The sequence below is a fragment of the Xylanibacter ruminicola genome, from assembly GCF_900107775.1.
GTDB lineage: Bacteria > Bacteroidota > Bacteroidia > Bacteroidales > Bacteroidaceae > Prevotella > Prevotella ruminicola_C.
Genome location: NZ_FNRF01000006.1, coordinates 77,268 through 102,964 on the forward strand (window position 1 = coordinate 77,268; position 25,697 = coordinate 102,964).

General features: G+C 38.3%; 26 protein-coding genes. All 26 read right to left on the minus strand.

What is annotated here, in order from left to right; translation table 11 throughout:
- Positions 1-8: 8 nt before the first annotated feature.
- The 26 genes from BLU97_RS14135 to BLU97_RS14260 all read right to left on the minus strand — a co-directional run bounded on the left by BLU97_RS14135 (position 9) and on the right by BLU97_RS14260 (position 25,672).
- Positions 9-1,292 carry a nucleotide sugar dehydrogenase gene (locus BLU97_RS14135; RefSeq protein WP_074762129.1) on the minus strand — a complete coding sequence of 428 codons (1,284 nt, stop codon included), beginning with the start codon at positions 1,290-1,292 and terminating at the stop codon, positions 9-11.
- A 4-nt stretch (positions 1,293-1,296) separates the two neighbouring features.
- On the minus strand, positions 1,297-2,622 hold the full coding sequence (locus BLU97_RS14140; RefSeq protein ID WP_074762130.1) for a hypothetical protein: 1,326 nt from the start codon (positions 2,620-2,622) through the stop codon (positions 1,297-1,299).
- 26 nt (positions 2,623-2,648) lie between these two features.
- Positions 2,649-3,338, minus strand: coding sequence for a CatB-related O-acetyltransferase (locus BLU97_RS14145; RefSeq protein ID WP_074762131.1), 690 nt, complete (start codon positions 3,336-3,338; stop codon positions 2,649-2,651).
- A 10-nt stretch (positions 3,339-3,348) separates the two neighbouring features.
- The gene (locus BLU97_RS14150) at positions 3,349-4,440 is read right to left on the minus strand and encodes a glycosyltransferase (protein ID WP_074762132.1); all 1,092 of its coding nucleotides are present in this window, start codon (positions 4,438-4,440) and stop codon (positions 3,349-3,351) included.
- A 16-nt stretch (positions 4,441-4,456) separates the two neighbouring features.
- Positions 4,457-5,605, minus strand: coding sequence for a non-hydrolyzing UDP-N-acetylglucosamine 2-epimerase (wecB, locus tag BLU97_RS14155; protein ID WP_074762133.1), 1,149 nt, complete (start codon positions 5,603-5,605; stop codon positions 4,457-4,459).
- A gap of 10 nt (positions 5,606-5,615) precedes the next feature.
- Entirely contained in the window at positions 5,616-6,476 is an 861-nt protein-coding gene (locus BLU97_RS14160) for a glycosyltransferase family 2 protein (protein WP_074762134.1), read from the minus strand.
- Between the two features lies 1 nt (position 6,477).
- Positions 6,478-7,095, minus strand: a complete 618-nt coding sequence (locus tag BLU97_RS14165) for an acyltransferase (RefSeq protein ID WP_175456393.1) — start codon at positions 7,093-7,095, stop codon at positions 6,478-6,480.
- A gap of 77 nt (positions 7,096-7,172) precedes the next feature.
- On the minus strand, positions 7,173-8,093 hold the full coding sequence (locus tag BLU97_RS14170) for a glycosyltransferase family 2 protein (protein ID WP_074762135.1): 921 nt from the start codon (positions 8,091-8,093) through the stop codon (positions 7,173-7,175).
- Entirely contained in the window at positions 8,086-9,189 is a 1,104-nt protein-coding gene (locus BLU97_RS14175) for a DegT/DnrJ/EryC1/StrS family aminotransferase (RefSeq protein ID WP_074762136.1), read from the minus strand. The genes BLU97_RS14170 and BLU97_RS14175 overlap by 8 nt, the downstream gene beginning before the upstream one ends.
- Positions 9,182-10,120, minus strand: a complete 939-nt coding sequence (locus BLU97_RS16470; protein ID WP_254771737.1) for a sugar 3,4-ketoisomerase — start codon at positions 10,118-10,120, stop codon at positions 9,182-9,184. The genes BLU97_RS14175 and BLU97_RS16470 overlap by 8 nt, the downstream gene beginning before the upstream one ends.
- Positions 10,083-11,057 carry a glycosyltransferase family 92 protein gene (locus tag BLU97_RS14185; protein WP_081353049.1) on the minus strand — a complete coding sequence of 325 codons (975 nt, stop codon included), beginning with the start codon at positions 11,055-11,057 and terminating at the stop codon, positions 10,083-10,085. The genes BLU97_RS16470 and BLU97_RS14185 overlap by 38 nt, the downstream gene beginning before the upstream one ends.
- Before the next feature lie 23 nt (positions 11,058-11,080).
- Positions 11,081-11,425 (minus strand): acyltransferase, encoded by a 345-nt coding sequence (locus BLU97_RS16300; RefSeq protein ID WP_254771738.1) that lies wholly within the window; start codon positions 11,423-11,425, stop codon positions 11,081-11,083.
- 166 nt (positions 11,426-11,591) lie between these two features.
- Positions 11,592-13,007, minus strand: a complete 1,416-nt coding sequence (locus tag BLU97_RS14195; RefSeq protein WP_074762138.1) for a lipopolysaccharide biosynthesis protein — start codon at positions 13,005-13,007, stop codon at positions 11,592-11,594.
- Between the two features lie 12 nt (positions 13,008-13,019).
- A complete protein-coding gene (locus BLU97_RS14200; protein ID WP_074762139.1) occupies positions 13,020-14,051 on the minus strand; it encodes a hypothetical protein in 1,032 nt (343 codons plus the stop codon).
- Positions 14,052-14,053: 2 nt separating this feature from the next.
- Positions 14,054-15,097 (minus strand): nucleotidyltransferase family protein, encoded by a 1,044-nt coding sequence (locus tag BLU97_RS14205; protein ID WP_074762140.1) that lies wholly within the window; start codon positions 15,095-15,097, stop codon positions 14,054-14,056.
- Positions 15,098-15,101: 4 nt separating this feature from the next.
- A complete protein-coding gene (locus BLU97_RS14210) occupies positions 15,102-16,427 on the minus strand; it encodes a hypothetical protein (RefSeq protein ID WP_074762141.1) in 1,326 nt (441 codons plus the stop codon).
- The gene (locus tag BLU97_RS14215) at positions 16,427-17,197 is read right to left on the minus strand and encodes a cytidylyltransferase domain-containing protein (protein ID WP_074762142.1); all 771 of its coding nucleotides are present in this window, start codon (positions 17,195-17,197) and stop codon (positions 16,427-16,429) included. Before BLU97_RS14215 ends, BLU97_RS14210 begins: the two co-directional genes overlap by 1 nt.
- Position 17,198: 1 nt before the next feature.
- Entirely contained in the window at positions 17,199-18,149 is a 951-nt protein-coding gene (locus tag BLU97_RS14220; RefSeq protein ID WP_074762143.1) for a Gfo/Idh/MocA family oxidoreductase, read from the minus strand.
- Positions 18,149-19,126: a Gfo/Idh/MocA family protein gene (locus tag BLU97_RS14225; RefSeq protein WP_074762144.1), complete on the minus strand. Its 978-nt coding sequence runs from the start codon at positions 19,124-19,126 to the stop codon at positions 18,149-18,151. The genes BLU97_RS14220 and BLU97_RS14225 overlap by 1 nt, the downstream gene beginning before the upstream one ends.
- Complete coding sequence (gene neuC, locus BLU97_RS14230; protein WP_074762145.1) at positions 19,123-20,271, minus strand: UDP-N-acetylglucosamine 2-epimerase; 1,149 nt, start codon at positions 20,269-20,271, stop codon at positions 19,123-19,125. The genes BLU97_RS14225 and neuC overlap by 4 nt, the downstream gene beginning before the upstream one ends.
- On the minus strand, positions 20,268-21,278 hold the full coding sequence (neuB, locus tag BLU97_RS14235) for an N-acetylneuraminate synthase (protein WP_074762146.1): 1,011 nt from the start codon (positions 21,276-21,278) through the stop codon (positions 20,268-20,270). Before neuB ends, neuC begins: the two co-directional genes overlap by 4 nt.
- Before the next feature lie 33 nt (positions 21,279-21,311).
- Positions 21,312-21,956, minus strand: coding sequence for an acetyltransferase (locus BLU97_RS14240; RefSeq protein ID WP_074762147.1), 645 nt, complete (start codon positions 21,954-21,956; stop codon positions 21,312-21,314).
- On the minus strand, positions 21,956-23,122 hold the full coding sequence (locus tag BLU97_RS14245; RefSeq protein WP_074762148.1) for a LegC family aminotransferase: 1,167 nt from the start codon (positions 23,120-23,122) through the stop codon (positions 21,956-21,958). The genes BLU97_RS14240 and BLU97_RS14245 overlap by 1 nt, the downstream gene beginning before the upstream one ends.
- Before the next feature lie 76 nt (positions 23,123-23,198).
- On the minus strand, positions 23,199-24,407 hold the full coding sequence (locus BLU97_RS14250) for a UDP-N-acetylglucosamine 4,6-dehydratase (protein WP_074762149.1): 1,209 nt from the start codon (positions 24,405-24,407) through the stop codon (positions 23,199-23,201).
- Between the two features lie 12 nt (positions 24,408-24,419).
- Positions 24,420-24,974, minus strand: coding sequence for a dTDP-4-dehydrorhamnose 3,5-epimerase (rfbC, locus tag BLU97_RS14255; protein ID WP_074762150.1), 555 nt, complete (start codon positions 24,972-24,974; stop codon positions 24,420-24,422).
- A gap of 311 nt (positions 24,975-25,285) precedes the next feature.
- Positions 25,286-25,672 carry a transcriptional regulator gene (locus BLU97_RS14260; protein WP_175456394.1) on the minus strand — a complete coding sequence of 129 codons (387 nt, stop codon included), beginning with the start codon at positions 25,670-25,672 and terminating at the stop codon, positions 25,286-25,288.
- Between the last annotated feature and the right edge of the window lie 25 nt (positions 25,673-25,697).

The following is a 25,697-nucleotide window of genomic DNA, read 5'->3' on the forward strand; positions in this document are numbered from 1 at the left end:
CAAGTGGATTACAATCTACCGTCAATCATGCTTCTATCAAGAACGCCCTTAACATCATAAACGACTCCGACTTCAGCATCTTTCAAGAATTCACGGACATCAACATCCTTAAATTGGTCATGGGCAACAGCAAGAACCACTGCATCATATTTCGACTTCAAAGAATTCATGTCATCACCATAAAGACTAATTTCATACTCATGATTTACCGCATCAGGATTTGCCCATGGGTCATATATGGTAATATTTGATGTATACTCTACTAAGGAATGATAGATATCGACAATTTTAGTATTACGGATATCAGGGCAGTTTTCTTTAAAGGTAACACCTAATATTAAAATATTTGCATTTTTAACCAATACTCCCTTTTTATTCATCAACTTAATAGTCTGATCAGCAACATAAGCACCCATTCCATCATTTAAACGGCGTGCGTTGCTCATCACACGTGGAAGGACTCCATATACCTGAGCCTTTTGAATCAAGTAATAGGGATCAACACTGATACAATGACCACCGACCAATCCTGGACTTAACTTTATAAAATTCCACTTACTGCTAGCAGCTTCTATTACATCATGGGTATCAATTCCCATAGCATTAAAGATTTTAGCCAATTCGTTCATAAAAGCAATATTTACATCACGCTGACTATTCTCTATAATTTTTGAAGCTTCAGCAACCTTAATGGAAGGTGCTTTGTGAGTACCATTAACTAAAACAGAATTATATACACCATCCACTACATCAGCAATTTCCGGAGTGGAACCAGAAGTTACTTTTTTTATCTTCTCTACAGTATGTAATTTGTCACCAGGATTAATTCGTTCTGGGGAATAACCTGCAAAGAAATCCTTATTAAATGTTAGACCAGAAACTCTTTCTACGACAGGAAGACACTCTTCTTCTGTAACACCAGGATATACTGTTGACTCATATACGACAATATCTCCTTTAGAAATAACTTTTCCAACCGTTTCAGAAGCGCCCCACAAAGGTTTCAAATCTGGACGATTATTTTCATCTACAGGCGTTGGAACAGCAACTACATAGAAATTGCAGTTACGAATCATTCCCAAATCTGTAGTACAAATGAATCCATGGTTATTTATGGCATCCTGAAGAAGTTCATCACTAACCTCAAGAGTAGCATCATGACCTTCCATCAACGCTTCAACACGACGCTGATTCATGTCAAAACCAATAGTCTTATACTTTGTTGAAAACAAACGAGCCAAAGGCAAGCCTACATAGCCAAGGCCTATTACGCAAATACGAATTTCTTTCATCTTATTATTTATTTATTGTTGAATACCTCATTAAAATCATATTAAACAGCAAACCGCAAGAAAGCAAAGTCGTAAACAAAGAAATATTTGAGATGTTCACCACCTGCCCAAGCATCATTGCTATAACAAAGTCTTGATCATGTCGATAAGAAAGCTTATTGAGTAGAGAAAGTATATAATAAAACACTATAGCAACAATTAATATCCCAACAACTCCCATAGATGAAATGCCATCAGTTATCAGGAAATTAGCATTCGCATTCATTGCTGTCACAACGCCATCATACACATCCCAAACCGCAGTTCCCATTGACGGATCTGTAAATGGGTACATATGCGTCACAGCATTAACAATGCCAATATGAGAAAAAAAAGTATACGGGACCTCAGAGAATACATCAATATAAGCAGGTGTCAACAAGGCTGAAATACCAATTGTTCTCATAAAAATAACCGCATCTATCGTAAACATCACTTCGCTTGCAGTTGATGGTAAATATAAAAGAACAAGAATAAACACAGCAAGTGGAAATACATACTTCAGCGAATAACGATTATAGACATTCTTCCTCAAATAATAACACAAACCACATTCCAATATAGGAATACCAATAGCAGCCTTAAGACCTGTAGCCATAAAAACCAACAAATTCAAAAGTAGTCCTGCCCAAATCTTTTTTTTATTTCTTTGATAGAATCCGATGGCAATAAATAATGGCCCTAGGAAACTAAAAGACCATAATTTAATATATTCCATTAGTGGGAATGAATTAGATGCTTCTTGATTCTCTGAACGCAGGTCATAAAGTTCGCTGAATGATACTAATCTCAATTTTGAGCCAAATACTACAATGATAAGTGTTGCGAATAAAATACCTACATAAAAATAATATTTTTCAGGAATTATATCCGTTTTCGTATCGTAGCTTTCATTTGACAATATATTTCTTGGGCAATAGAAGAAGAGAATCATAGAAATAAAGAAAGCAAGCTGATAAGGCAATGCTACCCAATAATCTAAATAATAATATTGTAATGCCGTTATTGACGGAACATATACCATAATATATATTATTATAGCAAAAAAGTCGGAAATACGCTTAGTAGCGTTATAAAACACAATAGGTATAATTGCCAAGAAATCAGTAGCAATCATCGGCAGATAGTCAGTATTCTCAATTCTATAACCGAAATATCCCCATACAGGGACAAGATAATCCACATAGATGCTCCTAAACAAATACTGATAAATTATGGCTGTCAACGTATTAACCACAAAAGACTCTTTGTGGATCTCGCCAACATCCAATACATAATCACGCAAATTCATAATATACAACTATAACCAACAAACTGTTATTCAAATGTTTGGGTAAAAAAATCTTTGTTCGCAGAGAACTTTTCCTTATCCCATTTCCACCATTGACTTTTCTCTATCATCGCAATTGATTCCTTTGAAAATCTATACTTAACTACTTTTGCAGGATTACCCACAGCTATGGCATATGCAGGAATGTCATTGACAACTACTGCACCAGCTCCAATAACTGCCCCTCTACCTATATGGACGCCCGACAATATTACTGAATTAGAACCGATCCATACTCCATCCTCAATAACAATATCCCCCTTTGAGGTTACCATCTCTGGGTCCGTCTCGTCAAACAAATGAGACAAGACATCATAAGTAGCAGGCTTTTGTAAGTTATGATTATACTCTTGAACAACCACATTCGAAGCAATAGAACAAAAAGCTCCGATATAAACATGATTTATTTCAGCACATATTCGAGTTGCCGGTCCACAGATAGAGGTATACCTTCCTATTCGGACCTTGCCAAACAAAATTGGATCTTCATAAAAACAACATCCAGAAGAAATAGTAACATCTCGCCCTAAAAAAGCAGAATCGAGATTCACATCTTGCAGTCCTTTTAAGCGTTTTAATGCGAAAAAGGGACTCACCTTACACGGAAAACTACTTTTTATGCCTTTCCGAAATAAAACAAGAAGATATACGAAAATGGAACAAAAAAGTTTTAACATAGGAACTTTATTACTTCAACTGTGATAGTACACGACGAATAGTCTCTTTATTGTCGCAATCATCATACATCCTTTTAGCACTATTCGAGAAATTCTGATAATTGGAATCAATATCTTTGATCGCAGAGTACAAAGCTTCGGCATCATCCTGTTCAGCCACACGACCTGCTCCTAAATCTTCAATGATATGAAGACCAGGAAGATTATTACCAATCATAGGTTTTCCGAATGCTCCATATTCGTATATCTTATTAGGAGCACAATAGGTTTGATTCAACTTGTCGGGATTATAAACAATAATACCAATATACGATAAAGAAGTTAGTAACATGTAATCTGGTGCCGGAATAAAGTCAATATGAACCAATTTGGGATATAACTTTTTATAATATTGTACACTATTCTCGGTATCACGTCCCATCATCACAAATGCGAAATCATCTCCTAAGCGTGCAGTGGCCTCAACAAAAGCAGACATATCACGGTTACGCTTAGAGATCCATCCTTGATACAATATTACCTTTTTCGACTTAAACAAATCTATATAATTGCTATACTTATCACTTAGGCCTGCCAGTTCTTTCTCAGACGGAATGAAATATGGCTTATTAGGCAATACATATGGTCTTCGCAACAACTTAAACCAAGCCTGATATATAGCAGTTCTATTGTACTCGGGCATAAATACCGCCTGAGCTTGATGAATAACTTTGCTTATAGCAGCTAATTGTCCAGGAGCGTCCTCATGCAACTCTGATATCTGAAGAATATACTTTTTTCCACTTAACAAATTCTTTCCTATTGCCCTAACTGTATTTCCTCCTTCAATCCAGACATAATCATATGTCAGGTTTTTGAGAACTCTTTTCACATAAGAGTGGAAGAGCAAATACTCACAAACTTTTGCAATACTATTGCTTGCATTTGCATAGTCAGCTACTTCAAACGTTACACCACGATTTTTAAATTCAGATGCAATTGTATCGTTAATACCACAAGTTACCAAATGTACTTCATGCCCCAAGTCGCGAAGAATATAAATCACACTAATAAGAGGCGGTATATTGTATATTTGGTTTTTATTTATTACTAATATTTTCATTTCTAAATAATAAATCTCAACGCAAAATATCAACTATTCTTTTACATGCCTTACCATCTCCATATGGATTTACAGCTTGACTCATCTCTGCATATGCCTTTTCATCATCAAGCAATACCGAGACACTATCAACAATCTTGTTATAGTCAGTTCCAACCAGTTTTACAGTACCTGCAGATAAAGCCTCAGGACGTTCAGTCGTATCACGCATTACAAGAACTGGTTTACCAAGGCCTGGAGCCTCTTCCTGTATGCCACCACTATCTGTGAGAACAATGGAACTCTTTTCCATCAAGTAAACGAATTCTAAATACTGAAGAGGTTCTATAAAGAAAAAATTCTTATATACAGAAAGATCCTCACCAAAAACTTCATGAATAGGTCTACGTACATTAGGGTTCAAATGCATCGGATAAACAAAATCTACGTCTGAATACTTTTCCGAAAGATCTTTCATTGCAGTTACCATATTAATAAAACCGTCACCAAAGTTCTCACGGCGATGACCTGTTATAAGAACTATTTTTTTTCCATTAGCAAGTCTCGTAATGTCATAGCCAGCCTCAGTTAACACTTTTGCCTGTTCGTCAGCTAACTCCTTATCATTCTTTAGCCTATTCACAACCATATGAAGAGCATCTATTACAGTATTACCAGTAACATAGATCTGCCCTTGCGCCTTTTCGGCCATTAAGTTCTTTTCTGACAAAGGTGTAGGAGAAAAATTATAGGCAGCAATACGACCAGTAATTTGACGATTCATTTCCTCTGGCCATGGACTATAGATATTATGAGTTCTTAGACCAGCTTCAACATGTCCAACAGGTATTTGTTTATAAAAAGCAGCTAATGCAGCAGCTGTAGATGTAGTAGTGTCTCCATGAACCAGTACCACATTAGGTTTTGATTCCTCCAAAACATCACGCATACCAAGCAAAACCTTAGCTGTTATATCAAATAAGTCTTGCCCTGGCTTCATAATATTTAAGTCATAATCAGGAATAATTTCAAAAATCTTCAACACCTGATCAAGCATTTCTCTATGCTGCCCTGTAACACACACTTTCGTCTCAAAATCTTCGTCATTAGCCATAAACTCTTTTACCAATGGCGCCATTTTGATTGCCTCTGGTCTTGTACCAAATACTAGTAAAACTCTCTTCATATGATTTTTCTTACGATTTCAGAACTACTTTTAAAACGTCTCTTTTCCTCTCCATCGGGAATAACAATACTCGCAACAATAACACAAACTTTACCATTTTTGCATAAACAGAAGAGTGATGTTTCCGATAATAATAGAACAGACTCTTTACATAAAACGTCATTTTTCTGACATTAACAGAGGACGAAGCTCCACCAAGATGTATTATTTTGCAGCTATCAATTATACATGATTTATATCCTCTTTCTTTCATTCTATAAAACAAGTCTGTCTCCTCGAAGTAAAGAAAGATTTTTTCATCAAAGCCCTTCAATTCATCATACACCTCTTTTCTAACGAAAATATCAGCCCCAGATATATAACCAGTATCCGACAAATTTCCTTGTAATACAGTTTGGCCGTCGGAAAGATGATTATTGTAATACGAGGGCAATAATTTATATAATCCTAACAAAAAGAATTCTTTAAATAAAGAAGGCAAACACCCATGCGAAATAGTTAACTTTCCATTGGCATCAATAAGATTGCAACCGCACGAAGCATACTCTGTATGCTCTTCCATAAAAAGGAAGAACTTTTTCAAGACGTTTTCGACTAATATTGTATCACTATTTAATAAAAAGAGATATTTCCCTTTTGCACAATCTGCGCCTATATTGTTTGCTCTTCCAAAACCTAAGTTCGATTTATTCTCCACTATGACAACTTCGGGAAATTGTTTTCTAATTTCAACCAAACTTCCATCTTCAGAGTGATTATCAACTAGAATAATCTCGTATTCTATGCCAGAAGTCAATTCATAGACAGATCTTATACAGCTGATCGTTAATTCGCAAGTATTGTAATTAACTATAATAACAGAAATATCCATCTCAATTATTCATTTCTATTCTTTTAACAACTTTAGCAGGGACTCCTGCAACTAACGAATAAGGAGGAACATCTTTCGTAACAACTGCATTTGCGGCAACAATAGATCCTTCTCCAATCCGAATACCGCCAATAATAGAAGCCCCCTCACATATCCATACGTTGTTCTCTATTACTAATTGTCCTTTTGAAACGACATCTCTTTCTTCAGGTGCTTTTAGTAAATCTTCTTTTGTGAATCTGCCATGAGAATTATCTGTAATCAAGACTCTTCGTCCGGTAAGTAGCCCTTCACCTATATATACACCATTTATAGCAGAAATATGAGTATATGATCCTATGTGACACTTCCTCCCAATATGTATCCTTGAATTAAAACATTGATTGCCATATTTCTGTACAGATTCAATAACAGAGTCTTTCTCTATCCTAACATTATCACCAATAACAATATTTTTTCCAATAATCTCACAGGCAGAACAAATCTGAGAGTGGTTCCCTAAGGATTTTAAACGATTCTTTAACCATAATGTATAAAGCACATCTCGGATAGATTTTAGATACAGAGCAAATTCATAAGGATAAACCTTACTAACTATCCACATTACTATCTGCAGCATTTTCTTTAAAGAAACCATTATTTTCGCTTATTATGTTACAGATTCCATTTTATAACAGTTACATTTCATCCAATAATCTATGACAAGGAAGCGATTCTCTTCAATTTAGAGAAACCAGCATACACTGCCCAAACATATGCAGTAATAATAAACCTCCAATAACCAATATTACCATAATAATGAGAAACATTTTGCCTGACATCTCGAATAATAAAAGTATGTTTTGTAGGTTTTATCACCTCATTCGTATATAGTGAACATAAGAATCTAAAAAGATCTTTCTTAAACTTATTAAATGTTGATTGAGAAATACGATTCCTTCTCAAAAGATCACTAAGAATACCAGGCAAAATAACTGCAAATGTATGAAACAAATTATATCCCCCCTTACCTGCATCATCTTCCATCTTTTCATACTTCTTATTCCAAATCACATATTCCGATTCTTGTCTAATTTCAAGGAGAAGAGATGTGTTGGGGAACATGTTATTCAACTCTATTGTATCAATTCTTTTAATATCTTTTTGCCAAAAACCTATTCCTGCACTCCAACTACAAAAATATGAAAGATGCATTATAAATGCATCCGTATTGCTACATTCTATTACTTCATCACGTTCTGGTAGTGCACCATCCGCGCAATAGATAACAGGCTGGGTATCTTGGTATTTCTCGACCAGTTCCACCATATCAGCGATGCTACCAGGTAGCATCACACTACGATGATTGATCATTTTGCAGAACAATCCCTTTCCTTCTTTCAAACAGCTTACTAAATTCAGGAATCCCTCATCTGTAGTCTGTTTATAGCGAAGATTGGAATAATCCATTCTCGCGATATGTGCAGGTAGCTGCGAATCTTTACCATTATCGGTAATGACTACTTCAAACTTTTCGTTATCATATCCCTGCGAATAGATGCTTTCAATAACTGGGAGTATCCAATCCACAGCCCCATTCGTAGGAATACAAAGCGACAATATTGGTTGTTTATCCATGATAGTTATTGATAACCTTTACTACTTCAGCTGCCTCATCCATTGAAACAACCTGATTCATAGGAATACTTAACTCCTGAGCATGAATCTTCTCTGTAATAGGGTAGTTACGATTATTCCACTCCTTATAGCATTCCTGCTTATGAGGAGGTATTGGATAATGAATCAATGTCTGTATGCCATTCTCTTTCAAATATTCCTGCAACTCATCACGCTTCTCACAGAAGATGGGGAACTGATGGTATACATTATTCTCATCATCAATACGCTTGGGAAGTGTTATCAGCGGATTATTTATATTGGCATAGTAATAAGCAGCCAACTGTTGACGTGAATGATTATCTTCATCCAAGTACTTCAGCTTTACATCCAATGCTGCTGCATCAATCTCTGCCATACGACTATTCATACCAACATATTTAAACACATATTTTTTCTGACTGCCGTAGTTTGCCAATGCACGAATTATTTCTGCCAATTTGGGATCATTAGTGGTTACTGCACCTGCATCACCTAAAGCACCAAGATTCTTTCCGGGATAGAAACTATGAGCAGCAGCATCACCCAAAGCACCAGTTTTTATTCCTTTCCAAGCACAACCATGACTCTGAGCGCAGTCTTCCATCAACTTCAGGTTATACTTTTTGCAAATCTCTCCTAACTTATCATTATAAGCGATACGTCCATACAAGTGAACAATCATTACACCTTTAGTTTTAGAAGTAATTGCAGCTTCTATCTTGTCAATGTCAATCTCCAAATGTTCCCAAGTTGGTTCGACTAACACAGGCACAAGATTATTACGTGTTATCGCAATAATTGTGGCTATATAGGTATTAGCTGGCACGATAATCTCGTCACCATCCTGCATTAATCCCATTTCCTTATAGCCACGCATCAAAAGATACAAAGCATCAAGACCATTGGCGACAGCAATGCAATGCTCTGTACCTATGTATTTCGCATAATCAGTCTCAAACTGCTTATTTTCATTTCCTTGAAGAAACCAACCAGAATCAATCACACGATTGACGGCGGCTTTTATTTCGTCACCATGCATAGCCGTAATGGCTTGCAAATCCAATAGTTTAACCATTATTCTGCGTCTTTATATATTCTAAATAATCATCATAATTACGGATATAGTCCTCTTCAGAGTACCCATCAGAAGCCAGCACCAAACATATACTACCTGAAGAGAATCCTTGTTCAGAAGCCCAAATGCCAGGAGGGACATGTAATCCCCAGAAAGGGCGATTCAATAATACTGTTCTTTTATTAACGCCATCATCAAGCACAACTTCGAAACTACCACTTGCTGCAATAATAAATTGATGGCACTTCTTATGAGCATGAGCTCCTCTATCCTCGCCACCAGGGATGTCGTAACTATAAAAAACACGATTTATATGGAAAGGAACATGTACATTCTCATACATATACGTCAAGTTGCCTTCCTTATCATGCATCTTATTAAGTTCACATAACGAGCAATCAAACACGCTCTTACCTCCACTACGCATCTGTGTTGGCATAGGATTATTGACCATTACAGAAGTCTTTGCATCTGATTTCATTGGTATCTTAGACATATCCTTCCGCCAAATCTTATATTCTTCGTAATCAGATACATAGTCATGTTCATCGTATTCGGTCGAGGACAGTACCAAGGCCAATGAATTGGTTGAGAAGTTAGTCATTGTCCGCCACATTCCTTTTGGGATATACAATCCAAAATAGGATCTGTTTAATGAATAGGTATTTCTTTCATACCCATCATCTACAACAACATCGAAGCTACCAGAAAGTGCAACAACGAACTCCTCTGTTTCTTTATATGCATGACCACCACGATCTTCACCCCCAGGAACATCATATATCCAATGAACACGTTTAATCTCAAAGGGGATTTGTTTAGTCTGTTCTATAATAGACAGATTACCACGATCATCTCCTATCTTTGGCAGAGATAATATCTTACAATCAGAATTATTCATTTGTTTTTTCGTTTTGAGGATATCTACCATCCATTTTCAATTTAAGTTGCATTAAAAATCGATATATCGAATAATCTGACGACACATTAAAATGTTCATGCCATAAAAATTGGTCGAATGTTTTCCAAGATTTACCAAATACCGCAGAGCCTCTCTGATGTTTCTTTTGATAACAACCGAAAGCCTTACTCCAGTAATGATTCACTTGAATCGTAAGATTCATCTTATATCGATGAATACCTGCAACAACAAAATAGCCAAAAGAATTGATGGGCGGGACATTCAATTTTCCAAGTTTCACTTTAAATCCATGCATCATACCCTTTGAGAAGTAAGCAATATCATAATCTGTGTTATAAATAACCTTACCAATTTCCGAAATTTTCTCCCACGAATTGATATATTGCTCTGTCACTAGTTTGTTATTATCGTGCTCATAATGTCCGTTAGTTCCAAACATCTTCCAATAGAGCATGATGACAGGATACTTCTCGAAAGGTTTTATCCACTCTGCAATACTTACAACTTTTAACGGACATATAAACTCATCCAAATCTAGGAATGACACCCAGCTGGATTCATGCCGATAAGTAACATACCAATGGTCATACATTGGCCCCTGCCCTGGTACCACAGGCCATTCTACCAAAGTTACGACACCACTATCCACATAAGGTTGAAGCACCTCTTTGTAATTATCATCCGAGTTATTATTATATAGATAAAAATGTTCAAATCCTATTAACATATGGTATTCAATAAACTCTTTCAGATATGGAGCTTCATTCTTAAAAATTGACAATATGCTAAATCTGTATTTCTTATCATATACAATAGGAGATCTGAAATAAAACAAAATCCTAAAGAAGAAATTATTAAAGAATGCTTTCAGATAATTGACGATGAATCCTATACCATATTTCTTTTCACCATCAAAGATAAATCTTTTGTTCTCTTGATATTTCATGCTATAACAATGATTATGATATACTAATTGAAACGACCCTCTAACTTTAATCGATAATAATGATCCTTGTCACGGTATTTAATGATGGTAGCCGGATTTCCACCAACTATAGCCAATGGGGGAACATCTTTACATACAACAGAACCTGCTGCAATAATGGCGCCCTCACCGATATTTACATTGCCAACCACAAGCACTTTATCACCAAACCACACACAATCTCCTATTGTCACATTCTTTACTACAAAAGTGTCATCGTATGGAATCATTGATCCCTCATAATTGTGGTTTTCTGTTATAATCTGACACCCAGATCCAGAATGGAAATAATTACCAAATGAAACTTTTCCTCTCCCTCCGATTTCCATACCATTAAAATTGCAATAGTCACCTACAGTAACATTCTTGGTAAATATGGAAGGGAAATTAACGCGAAGACCTACGCCAAAAGACCCCATAGAGTTTTTAGCTCGTTTAGTGCATTTCCTGCGAAAAAAGTCCATTCGCATTTCCTGATATATGCAATAAAGTTTCCTAATAAATTTTAATAGCATAACTTTTAACCCTTGATAAAAACAGATATCCTATAACAGATAAAAATACTGTAGAAATCAATATTTTGAAGATAATTGAATAATCTACCAAATAAAAAGCTAAAACTGTCATCAACAATTGTAACAACAGGAACAGATACCACTTAACATCATAAATAGACATCCGATGATAAAAGGGATAGAAATAGCCGCAGTATCCCATATATAAGCATCCCAAATAGAATCCTATCAATGCTGCATATATTCCCATATATGGAATCATTGTGAAATAAAACACAAAACTGATAATGCCTGCCATGAATGTGATTCCCAACATCTGAACCGTATGCTCATGATAAAAGAAATAGTCAATACAATAGACATACAAAGGCCTATAATTCAGAGCCATCACCAAAATGATGGAATACTTATATGTAGCAGCTATTTCGTCATTACTTATTAATATATCATAAATCTCACGAGACCATAGTGAATACAAAAATGTCAAAGTGTAAGCCATCATGATATAAACATACAAGATACGCTTCATCTCTGACGTATTCTTATCATGAATAAATTGATAGGACATGGGAGACCAGACCTGACTTATAGCCCCCATTACTGTATCAAACATACTAAAGATGCTTTGAGACATTGTTAGATGCCCAATTTCGGTTTGTGGCTTATGATGATAATTCATGGCCAGCACATTCGATGAATTCATCAGATAAGCAGAATAATAATGAGGTATTGTTGGGATACTTACTTTCAGTAATCGAATAATCGTACGCCACTTGAAATTGTAAATTGGCGACAAACCTAAGTGCCTGTTTACAGCTGGCCAGTATGTCAAGTTTGTTAAAAAAGTTCCAGCAAAACCACCGACATAAGCTCCCATGTAGCCCCACCTAAACACAACCACACACACAAAATTCACTATGATAGTGATAACACCAGACATAACAATTCGCCAAGCAACAGGTGTAGGCTTCAGGTTCAACTGATAATACAGCTGACCTATGGTGGCAGTCGGTCCAAAAAAAACACTTGAGAAATTACCTAGTATAATAATCAGCCATCTATTATCTTCAGCTTCTTTAGGAATGAAAAAATAGAGCAATACTGCCTGAACTATCGCAAAGAAGATCATCCAAATCGACAAGAAACCATAAACCTCTCGCCACATGAGCTTATATTGAGATTGACATTTATAGAAATAATTCGGCAATAGTGATCTTAATCCTAAATCTTGAAGAGCTTGAACAGCAAAAACAACAGAAGTTATAGTTCCAATAATGCCGTAATCGGTACTTGTAAGATACAGAGTCAGAATCGGCAACAAAAGGACTGTCAGGATCTTAGGAACAAATGGAGCAACACCATATATTGCACTTCCCTTAAATAATTCTTTAAGCATATCTTAAAAAAACTACAGTTCTTGTTCTACCATTTCTATGCCATTCAGGGAATAATAATTTGATATCATACGATATTCTTCAAAGAATTTATTATCTTCTGAATGATAAAGGATATTTACGACTCGCGTTTGAGGGAACATCTTCTTTAAATTGAATAATGCTGATGAAGTAAAGCCATATATAGCCAATGGTTGGCATTTATTGCCCAATAGCTCCATCTCAACCATCATTTCCGGTCTTCGGAATTCACATCCAAATCTTTGGCAGAGTATTCTTGCATATTCGCTTCTATCACATCCGTGGGGAATATAAGTTATCGTTTCATTTCTATATTCTTTTCTCAAACATGACATCAGTTCACCCAACTTTTTAACAAACGTCTCTTTTAAAATTCCCAATGGATCGCAATAACGATCTATATTAGTTCCAACAATATACACGCCACTCAACTGTACATCACTTTTTTCGTTATTACATGTAACGTATTCAAGATGAAGGGGGAGTATATTATACTTTGGGTTATGTACATCCCCATATAGTGATAAGAAATTTTTATTTAATCCAAAATTGCGCCTGCTTGCAACATTAGCCAAAAAGGTTTTCCATACTTGAGGCATTGGCTCCGTAAAAACATTGTTAAATAATGACAAAGTAACATTTCCGTCATCCAAGTACACAATATCCGCACTATCGGAAACAAAACTACTCCCTAAGATAAAATCATAATAGCCTCGGAAATCACCTATAAAAAGACGTTTATATTTATTCTTATGATGAAATTTAGAGCGGAACTTGTAAAAAAACACATTGGTTCGATTTAGTTGCATTAAGGTCCTATTGTACATCTCAAAATGATCCAATATAGACCATAATTGTTCATTCCTTGGATCACCTTTCTGATAACAAACCACAATTTTATAGTCTTTTATCTCCAATTGCCGGATGACCGCCGCTGCACATAAAACCTGCAATGGAGAAGACACTGCGAATACAGATGGAGTCCATAAACCAAAAGGATTAGAACTTTGGAGATTTTTTTTCATGTCTATCTCAAATGTTTTGCTAATTCGATGGCATTCTGGTACTCCTGAGGATTACCAATATCTATCCACGTACCATTTAAAGGATAGCGGATCACGTTCTTCCCATCAGATATCAGCTTCTCAACTAAATCTGTTGCATTAAAAAATACATCATTGGGGATTTGATTCAAAGCTCTTCGCTTTATCAAATAAATGCCAGCATTTGCATAATATGTATATTTTGGCTTTTCAACAAGCCCTTGGATATTTCTTCCTTCCAGATCGAGAATACCATAAGGGATACTAACATTGTAGGGAATAGCAGCTACAGACATCTCTGCATCATGCTGCTGGAAATGAAGGAAGAAATCCTCATAATCGATATTCGTAAAGATGTCACTGTTCATCAGAAGTACAGTGTCATTATAGAACTTTGGGACAAACTTGATACTACCGATTGTCCCAAGAAATCTTGGCTCACGGACAGTTTGAATCTGCACGCCATTGTGAGGTTCCGCAAAGTGCTCTTCTACCTGCTCTCTCAGATAATTAACCGTCACGGAAATGTGTTGCACCCCGTATGATATCAAACGGTCAATATTATGATCAATAATAGCTTTATCACCAACTGGTAGTAGAGGTTTAGGGGTCTTCTCTGTCAATGGACGAAGACGTTCACCCTTTCCTCCAGCCATCATCACGGCATCGATTGGCAGCTTGGTAATATAATCCTCCAAATTGATAATTTCAGAAATTGAATTATCCTTTTTGAGGATAGGAACCAACTTCATTTTCATTTCTCGCTGCTTGCGCAATTCTGAAACGATTTCTCCTTCTCCTTCTCGGATGAATTTGAAATTTGTGTTCATTATAACACCTATCTTATCTTGAACACTGGCACCAGATGTTAGCGCACGTCTGGCATCTCCATCTGTAAGAGTTCCAACCATCCTCCCCTCATCATCCACAACGAAAAGCACCAGCGGCCCAGTCCAGAGTGCATTAATCTGTTTCAATGCCGCCAATAGTGTCTGGTTTTGGGGAATTATGTATTTTTTTTCAACCATAGGATTATAACTTGATTCTAACTATATCTTGATTGCCATACTTATCATTGCAGGCTAAACTGATGGTATCAACTTCTTTGAGATCCATCGTACAACTGTCATTGAAGGTGTAATAATAACGTTTCCTGAACTCACCAAAGTCAAGATTGTCATGCATATATTGGCCCGACTTCAGTTTTATTGCCAAATAAGGCTGTGATCCAAAAGGCTCGCCGGATACCACATCTATGGTAAGAAGATTGCCTTCAATTTTTGTATCTAATTTTATAGGATTGTCAGTTTTCAGATTCAAGACATCTTTGAAAGCATCTGTCGTTTTAGAAAAACCATAATCAATCTCTGGGTATTTTGCTGCCACCTTCACGAATTTCTCCCAGAATTCCTCTAATTCTATTGATATTTCACGCCAGTCGTGAGTATCAACACCCATGTAAACGGGAGCATTATCAGCTACAGCCTTCTTGAAAGCTTTCTCAATCTCAAATTCTGTGATATTACGGAAACGCGTTTTAAGGTTCAACACTCTTGCAATATAGCGGTTGCACTGCCCCTCTTTTCGCCAATCATATATATCAGGATGGTAGATAGTCCAATCCTTTGGAGCACCACGCCAATCACCGGCAACGCCATTGCCTGTATAGTCGTCATTATCAACAGACTGGTTAGCAACATCGAATGGCATCCACTGCTCAAGGAACCAGTTAATATCAGGTCGTTCTGTATGGAATCCTGGTCTGTTTACCAACGGAAAGAAATTTCGGTCAATAATTCGACGACATAGCATCTGATGAATCAAGTCATAACAATTTTCATAACAATACGCTGTCAGATTTGCCTGCTTCTTGAAATGCATAGCATGAACATGCCATTGGATGTCATCAATATCCGTTGAATCCGTTTCATCCATGATACGCTGGTAATGGTCAAAAACATTTAAATAACCAATATCACGATGTCTTGGGTTAGTGTCATATCCCACATGATCCATCACATGCCAGTTAAAAACGAGACCACCTTCTCCGTTACGACCAACATACTTGGCACGGTATTCCTTTGACATAATGCGATAAAGCATGTCATCGATCTCAGACCAAGTGCTCTTATATTGTAACAGATGTGGGTCTGTAATGATTCTTACCTTTTCAACTTGTTCAGGGGTGAGGAAATCAACTTCTCCTGCACGAAGTTTTTCAAGATTTGCTTTGGATGGCTTCAGTGGAATTTTAACTTCCAGAATACTTTCCAGACGTTGGAAAGTTGCAACTATATCCTCATAAAGCGGCCCTTCAGTATCTATAGAAAGGCATATATATACGAATGGTTTATTCATTATTTCCAACTATTTGCTTTAATGAACGATTCTTTAAATGCTTCATTATTCTCGAACAGATATTTGGCTATCACCTGCATCAACTCATAATCTTCCTCTGAGTCAATGTCAAGGATTCCTGTATCAGCCATTACAACAGCATCACATCCAGAATTAAAGAATGTGGAATGTTCCTTATTACGCAAGGCATCGGGTGAATAAGCATAAATAGAAGCATTCATATCATAGAAAACAGGTGCCTCCTGTCGGGTTGTGAAGTTTGAAGGGATGGCTTTACAGAAGAAGCCGTTCTCCTCTTTTACCATATTGAAATATGGGTTACGGCGTGATGGTGCAACGCTATAAACCACATCCACATCATTACGCTGTTTCTTGCGATCAATAGCATTCTTAACATCTTGAACGGTACGCAACGGTGATGTTATATCTAAATCAACTACCATATCAAACTTCTGAGCAAACGATTCTTCAGCCTTGTTTAAGTTATCCAAGATAACAGCAACCTTGGGAACTTTGTCACCAGCCAGACTTTCCTCTCGGTGAATGATAGTAACAGGTACTTCCTTCACACGGCTAACCAAATTCATCAGCGGTTCACTATCTGTATTCAACACAATCTTAATATCATCATTGCCTGCATACTTTTCCATATACAGGAAAATGTTTGCCATTGAATACCAAACCAGTGGCACATCAAGGAAATCACGGGCATTCTTGCCCTTAACGCCCTTGGAACCAGCTCGGCCACATAATGTAAACAGAATGTTCATCTCAGAATTCTCCTTTTGCTATTTTCAGCACCTGGTATGCATGTTCCGGAGTGCTGTCGTTTATAGTTTTATTGTTTATTATCTCAAAGAAATGCACTATCTCTGCCATCTGAAAGGCATTGCGCTCGCTATTTAACTTAATAGTTTCGCCTTTCTTTAGGTAGCTGACAATACCAGCAATCAAATCACAATGGATAGTATCATCAGCGGTAAAGAGATCAAGAGTTCGTTGAGTCTGACGGCCAAAGTAATCCAAATGAAGTTCAAAGCTGGTCTTCTCGTTCTTACCAATATAGATAGCGAGGTCATCACTATCAATCTCCAGATTGGAAACTTTTTTAATCAGCTGCTTGCACTCTGTAGGCATACCAAAGAGCCAAGTAAGATAATCCCATTCGTGAATGAGATCAATGCTGACACCACCACCCAAATCTTTATGTGCGCTATAGGTTTTGCGATAGTCTTGCCCTGGTCGCCAGTCAGGAAGGTAGCTGGAGGACATAGCCCTTGCGCAAATGACATCGTCTGGGTTTACATGCTGCTTCACATATTGCAGAACGGCATTGTAATGCAACGGACATGCTACGTATGAAGGAATACCCTTGATGGTGTCAAATATCTTCTCATCAACTTCAGTGCTATAAAACACCGGTTTCTCTATGAAGAAAGACTTGGTATGACCGGAGAATCGTTCAACCGTTTCATAGTGCATCGAAGTAGGATTAGTAACAAACACCACATCATACTGGCGGTCTGCAGGAATCTCATCAGCAAACAGATAAGTGTTACTTACCAATGGCTGTAACTCATCTGCAAGAGGTCGGCCCAGAGAGCTCCGGTATAAGTCCACTGTACAACTATCACCCTGTGATGCCAGGTAAGCATGCACATTCTTAAGGTGACGGGTGGCAATAGAACCTAAACCAACGAAAGCTATCTTATAATTATTCATTACGCCTCGATCTGATCGATTATCTTAAGCAGTTCAAAGTCCTTCTCAAATGTCCATGCAGGCACAGCAGTTGTAGCTGCAATCTGAGCCAGAAATGCATTCAGCTCCTCGCGATAAGGATTCTCTGTGATAAAAGCAGCATATCCATCTACATGCTCTGAAGCATCATCAAAATGAATAGTCCGCATTTCCTTGGTTTCGAGGTTATATTCCTGTAAAGAGTCTGCTGTACCATTCCATGACATCTGGAATGCCTCGCCATACACATCAATATGTCGGATGGATTTGCGGGTAACAACATCAACAGCCAACACACCTTTGTTGCAATTCTCATGTTCAATGGTAATAAGGTAGTTATCGTTATAGCTGATATTCAACTCTGTGTTCTTGCTCTTTACTGCACTTACATTCTTGATGGGGCCAAACGCTGTAACAATCCAGGGCAGGTCGATAGCCATAATCTCACGACAGCCATTGGTTCGTGGATTACCAATAAAGTAGCTGTTATAACTCTCCCATGGATGCCAATCAGGCAGATACTGTCCAATATGATAGATATAGTTGAGAGGACAGGTAGCCTTGTTGGCTTTCTCTATGATGGTTTGCGTCTCCTTACGATACAGGAAAGTAGATGAAAGGAATAATACTTTTCTCTTTTCCTTTGCTAACGCCATATTCTCAGCATAACCGTCGGCCACCAGATTAATCTCGGTAAAGACGTGGAGATTATGGGTCAAGCATTCTTTTATGATTGCAGCATGAGAAAGTGGAGAGGTACTGATAACAGCCGCATCGGGATGCTCAGCTTCTACCACCTCAGCTATGCTGGCATAGCATTTTAGGCCAAACTTCTCCTTTACCTCATTACAACGGCTCTCCTGACTGTCAATGCCAAAGAGTTCTATATCTCTATGCTCACTAAGCAGACGAATTCTGCGTTTGCCCATTGAGCCAAGTCCAATGACTATTATCTTCATAAATCGTAGAAATGTTTCTGAATTATATTATCCAGAGGATAGGTCTTGATGACATTCAAAATGGCATCACAAGTACCTTCCTTATAGTATGGATTCTCTGGCTGCTTTGATTCACAATCAACAACCTTTTTAAGTCCCTCCTTAATTTCATCGATGGAATATCCGCAGTGTACCACACTATCAGCAGCAATACGTCCTTTCTGACGGTCACCAATATCCAATGTGGATATTCCAAAACTGGGTACCTCAATAATACCACTAGAAGAATTACCAATCACAGCCGTCATATACTTCAAAGCTGAGAAATAGCGTCTTTGCCCCAACGATGGGATAAACATACATCTACCCTCGTTCTTATCCACATATTCCTGAATACGTTTGATAATAATCTGCGAATTGGTGTCTGAGTTAGAATAGGTGAAGATGATATGATAATCCTTGTAATCATCCATAGCTTCAAGCAGGTTTAATACCTGTGTTTCAGATGACATATTTGAGAGAGTAACAGGATGGTATGTGCAAAGGAAGCACTTTTCTGTCAGATGGAAGTTCAAACTCTGCTCTATCTCCTCCTTACTCATGAAGTCGTTTTTCATAACATTCTCCACACCAAGGGCACCTACATTGAATACTCTTTCTGGCTGTTCTCCCAACTGAATCACTCTCTTGCGGTAAGCCTCTGTGGAAGTGAAATGCAAGTGGCTCATCTTGGTGATAGCATGACGGATGGCATCATCAAATGCACCCTCTGTAATCTCGCCACCATGTAAGTGAGCAATGGGTATCTTATAGATCAATGCTGTAGAAGCGACAGCCAACATTTCATAGCGGTCACCAAGTATCAACAGTAAGTCTGGCTGCAAAGCATCAAAGGCATCTGCAAATCCGCTTACTCCCCTACTAATAGCTTTGGCCGTGGTGTTAGCATTATCCGGAGCCTCATCATCTGCCATATATACTTTGTAGTCAATAGTGAAGCCGTCACGCTCAATCTCCTTATAGGTCTCACCTTGGAGTTTTGACAGATGCTGATTGGTTGCAATGACCTGTAATGTCAATTCAGGATCATCCTTAATGGCTTTCATCAAGCCTCTAAGGATTCCATATTCTGCACGACTACCAGTAACTACACAAATCTTTCTCATAACTCTATCAACTCTTCTTCGTTGAAATCACGGACGGCCTTGGTTCCAACAACCTCCTCCCAACGCATAGGAGTAATACCTGTTCCAGGACGTTTAACAGTAAGATTATCTTCCGAAAGAATTTCGCCTTTCTTAATATCTCGGGCTGCTACAATACTCTTGCGGGCAATGGCAATGTTCTTGCGTTCACTTTCACTAACATGCTTTGTTCCATCACCGCCTACAGCTTTTTCAATATGACGGATGGCACTTACCATTGCCTTTAACTCGTCTGGTTCAAGACTGGCCTTGTGATCGGGACCTTCCATATTTCGGTCAAGAGTAAAGTGTTTCTCTATCACCATTGCACCAAGTGCTACTGCGGCAATGGGAACTTCAATCCCCTTGGTATGATCACTATAACCAACCTCAACACCAAACTCATTGCGGAGCGCATCCATTGCCTTGAGATTTACATCTTCAAAAGGAGTTGGGTATTCTGTATTACAATGCAATAATATCAAATTCTCCTTTGATAAACCATTTCTATAAAGCGCTTCAACAGCAGCACGAACATCTACCATATCACACATACCTGTACTGAGAATGGTTTTCTCATTAAAGGATGCTACTCGTTTCAGAAAAGGATAGTTTGTTACTTCGCCAGAAGGAATCTTCCACAAACCAAGATTCAACGAGTGCAAGTATTCGATGCTATCAAAGTCGAAAGCTGTTGAGAAGAACTTAATGCCTTTCTCTTTGCAGTAAGCAATCAACACCTCATGGTCTTCAGATGACAACTCCAGTTTCTTTAGCATCTGATACTGGCTATCACCTTCCTTGCCAATGTTCTTCTGCTGGTATTCTGCCTGCTTAGCAGCCTTAGTGACAAGTTTAGAGGCCTTGAAGGTCTGGAACTTGATATAGTCCACACCAGCCTCAACGGCTTTGTCGACCAGTTGTTTCGCCAGTTCTATGGAACCGTTATGGTTCACACCAGCCTCTGCTATGACTGTAACATGTTTCATGTTAATTGAAAGTTGAGAATTGAAAATTGACAATTACGAAACCTTAGCCTTTATCTTTAAGATAGCAGGATTACCAGAATAGATTCCCTTTTCTTTAATAGACTTCCTGACTAAAGAACCTGCGCCAACAACTATGTCATCACCAACGGAAATACCATTAGCAAGAACAGACTGGCTGCCAATAAAGCAATTGTCACCAACCTTGCAATCACCATTTACCATGGTTCCAGTAGATATATGACACTGATTGCCTATTACTGCATCATGTTCGATATTGGAGAACGTATTCAATATAACATTATTGCCAACCTTGGCTCCTGCATTAACAAAAGCCTGATGGAGGACAACTGTTCCCTCTCCTAATTCAGCATATTTTGATACGTATGCTGTAGAAGCAACTACTGTAGCTAGTTTGCCACCAGCTTCTTTAATCTTGTTGTAGAGCCTAATGCGGATAGCCGGATTCTTGATGAAGCCAACCGTAATGACGAACTCTGCTTTATCAACGTAAGCAGGAATGTCATCATCAGTACCAATGACCTTGGTAGAAAGAATCTCCTTCCCTACCTCCTCAGGCATATCCAGTACACCAAGAATGCTGTAGCCAGCACTCTCAGCTGCTTCCAGTACGGACTTACAATGTCCGCCACCACCAACAAGAATTAAAGGCTTTTTCATTATTCTTTGGGCAAATCAGAAGGACGTACAGAACTGGGGATATTCACCACTCTATCAGCAAACCAAATGGTGTTCTTCAAACCATCATTCTCACATTTCTCGAACATTGGCAGACGATTCATGAGTTCCCATATAGGACGTGTCATAACACCATTATCGTTTGTCTGCTCTAGGAATTCGAGCTGTGCTTCTTTATCCCTTAATATTACAGCATTAAGCCAATAATTGGAGTAAGTATCAGGTGAATCGACAAAGAACTCAATATCGGGTACATTCTTGAAATACTCTTCATATTCTGCAGCAACCTTACGCTTGCTGACAATATACTTATCAAGATTCTCCAACTGTGCGCAACCTAAAGCTGCATTGATGTTTGGCATACGATAGTTGTAACCAATATGGTCATGACGGAATTCCCAACGATGTGGAATTTTGGCCTGGGTTGTAATATGCTTAGCATATTTGCCTAATTCCTCATCCTGGAAAAGCATCATTCCGCCTCCACCAGTAGTAATAGTCTTATTTCCATTGAAACTAATGGCTCCAACCTTTCCAAATGTACCTGTATGCTGACCTTTATATTTAGAACCAATACTTTCGGCAGCATCCTCAACGAGCTCAATATGATATTCTGCACAAAGATCAGCAATCTCCTCAATGCGAACTGGGTGACCAAAGGTGTGCATTGGAACACATGCCTTTACTCTGCGACCGGTATTCTTATTGAAGCACTCGCCATTACGGATTTCTGCGTTCTTAACAAGCCATTCCTTCATGGCATCAGGAGAAAGCCCCATTGTAGAGCGGTCGACATCAATAAACACAGGATGTGCACCAATATAGCTCAATGCATTACATGTTGCTATGAATGTTAGTGCCTGAGTAAGCACTTCGTCATCGCGCTCAACACCAACAAGCATCAAACTCATGTGGAGTGCATTAGTTCCACTTACGCAGACAACAGCCTTCTTAGAACCAGTATATTTTGCTATCTCTTCTTCGAAACGATCAACGAACTTACCTACAGATGATACAAATGTAGTATCAATACACTCGTTAAGATATTTTTTTTCGTTTCCTGCAAAAACAGGTACTGCCAGAGGAGTAAACTCCTGATTGCCGTATACCGACTTTATAAATTCAATTGTTTTTGAAAAATCAGCCATAATTACATCTTGATTTTATCGAGATGTATTCGCGACTCGGCAATACTCAAGCTAGCTTGGTATTGCTCTCGCCGCTCTACATCTTTTGATCTAAGTTTTTACCCTTTTCTTCGTGCTCAAAGTTAGGTATAAACGTTTTAATAGCCTCAACTACCTGAGCTTTTGTAAAATCTTCTTTCTGGAACAGAGATTCCAGATTGCTGAAGAATTCGTTTACTTCGTCCATATTATGACGTGTGGTCTGTTCCACTACACCCAAAGACAGAAATCGCTGCATATCGATCTTCTCACCAGGCACATAGAATTCCTCATATGCCTTCTCACCTGTAGTATCGCTTCCGAAATATACAACGGGATAAATATCTGAATCATAATCCATCTCTGAAGCATAATGCTTAGCCTCAGCATCCGAACCACATTCTTTTTTTGAAAAGCCTTCAGCTTTTACGAAGTCATCACAGATAGAACTAAAAGTTAGCATCTGGTCCTCGCCAAGTTTGGGGAAGAATACTTCACCTGGCTTACCTAAAATACAAGCCAACATACAAATCTGACCAGACTCCTCGGGAGATACGAAATATCGTTTTACATCAGAAGGAGCAGCAAGCGGCTGTTTCTTCTGAAGGCGATGAATCCAACCATCGGGAAGTGAACCATTACTGAATGCTACATTTGCAAAACGAGCTGTAGTAACCTTGAAATTCTTATTATATGCCATCACAAGATCTTCCATAATACGCTTGCTGGCACCCATGATATTTACAGGATTGGCCGCTTTATCCGTACTAACGCAGAAGAAATGCTTTGGCGGATAAACTGTCAGTAAGTCCATCAACTTCTTGGCTTTTATATCATTATTCTCAATAAGAGCCTGTACAGAATAACGGTCTTTCTCAGAACGTACGTGCTTATGAGCAGAAAAATTAGCTACAATATCAAAGCCATGCTCTTCTCTAAAAATACGCTCAAAAATAGGATCTGCAAAATTGAGTGTATAACAACGGAACTCATCGGGAACATAAAGGTCTTCGGTACTTCTTACATCACGAACAAGTTCTGCAAGTCCATTTTCGTTAAGATCGACAACAACTACGCTTTTGGGTTCAAAACGCAAAACAGCCTTTATGAAACTAGAACCGATACTTCCGGCTCCACCTATTACACAAACTTTTTTACCCTTAATTTCATTCGTCAGTTTTTCCTTGTTTGCCTCAATATCAGGCACAAACATACTGACAGGACGAAAAGTCACGCTATCAGCAATGAATTTATCTAAATTAAACATAATACCCTTGAATTACAATAAGAAAGGGCTATCAAAGTCCTTCAATAATGGATGTTTTGTATCTTTATCAGAGAGAATGGCTTTATCGGTTGGGATACGCCAATCAATATTCAGTGATTCATCGAGAATGCTGATGCCACCATCGGCTTCGGGATGATAGAACTCATCACATTTATACTGAAAAACAGCAGTTTCACTCAGTACAGCAAAACCATGGGCAAAGCCCTTAGGAATAAAAAACTGACGGTGATTATCCTCGGTAAGTTCTACAGCGACGTGCTGACCATAGGTTGGTGAGCCCTTGCGAATATCGACTGCGACATCCAAAACTGCACCTTTGACACAGCGCACCAATTTGCTCTGAGTAAAGGGAGGGCGCTGGAAATGTAGTCCTCTCATTACACCATAGCTTGACTTAGACTCATTGTCCTGAACGAAATTGATGGGGCCGATTTTTTCTTCGAACTCTCTTTGAGAGAAGGATTCGAAGAAATAGCCACGGCTATCTTCGAAAATGCGGGGTTCAATAATGAACAAGCCGTCGATTGATGTTTTTATAACTTCCATAATCTATTCAATAATCATTTTTTCGACAACTCACCCAACCCTCTCTTGCCGTGTAAGAGAGGGCTTCAACCACTCTCCAAACCTCTCGCCAATCTTCGGCAAGAGACTTAAACTCAAAGTTGCAGAGACCGACAACTTATCGTACCTTTTGGCAAGCCGGGACTACGGCTTATATTGTCAATGCGCTAAAAGCGCTATATCTAATACCATGCTAAAACACTCAGTGAGCGCCACGCGGCCGCTCGGCTTTGCCGCTTGCTACCAAAAGGGACGCGAGAAGGGGCAGACAGCCCCGACGAGCGGAGGTAAGATTATTTGTTTCGCTCAATTATTTCATCTGCGACTGTTGCAAACTTGGATAGGTCGGCTTCGTGTAGTGGATAATACATATTTACCACCTCTTTAGCGCCTAGGCCATTTTTATGCATAAAGGAGAAACTGCGACGAGAGAGCCACTGATAATATGCCAATGCCCAACCAGCCCAGTATTCTGGTCCTACAGTGTATGTGCCGTCATTTTGTTGCGAAATAGCGTTTCCAGACGACTCGACCACCATATCTGCCAGTTCTGCGCCAGACAGGCCCACCAAATATCGAGGATTACCTTTAGCGAACTGACGCGACACGTCACTCATTAAGAATTTGTTATAAAACTCATCTATTGAGTAGCCATACTTGTTAACCCCACAATCCATCATAACTGCGAGATTACGCATAGCGCCA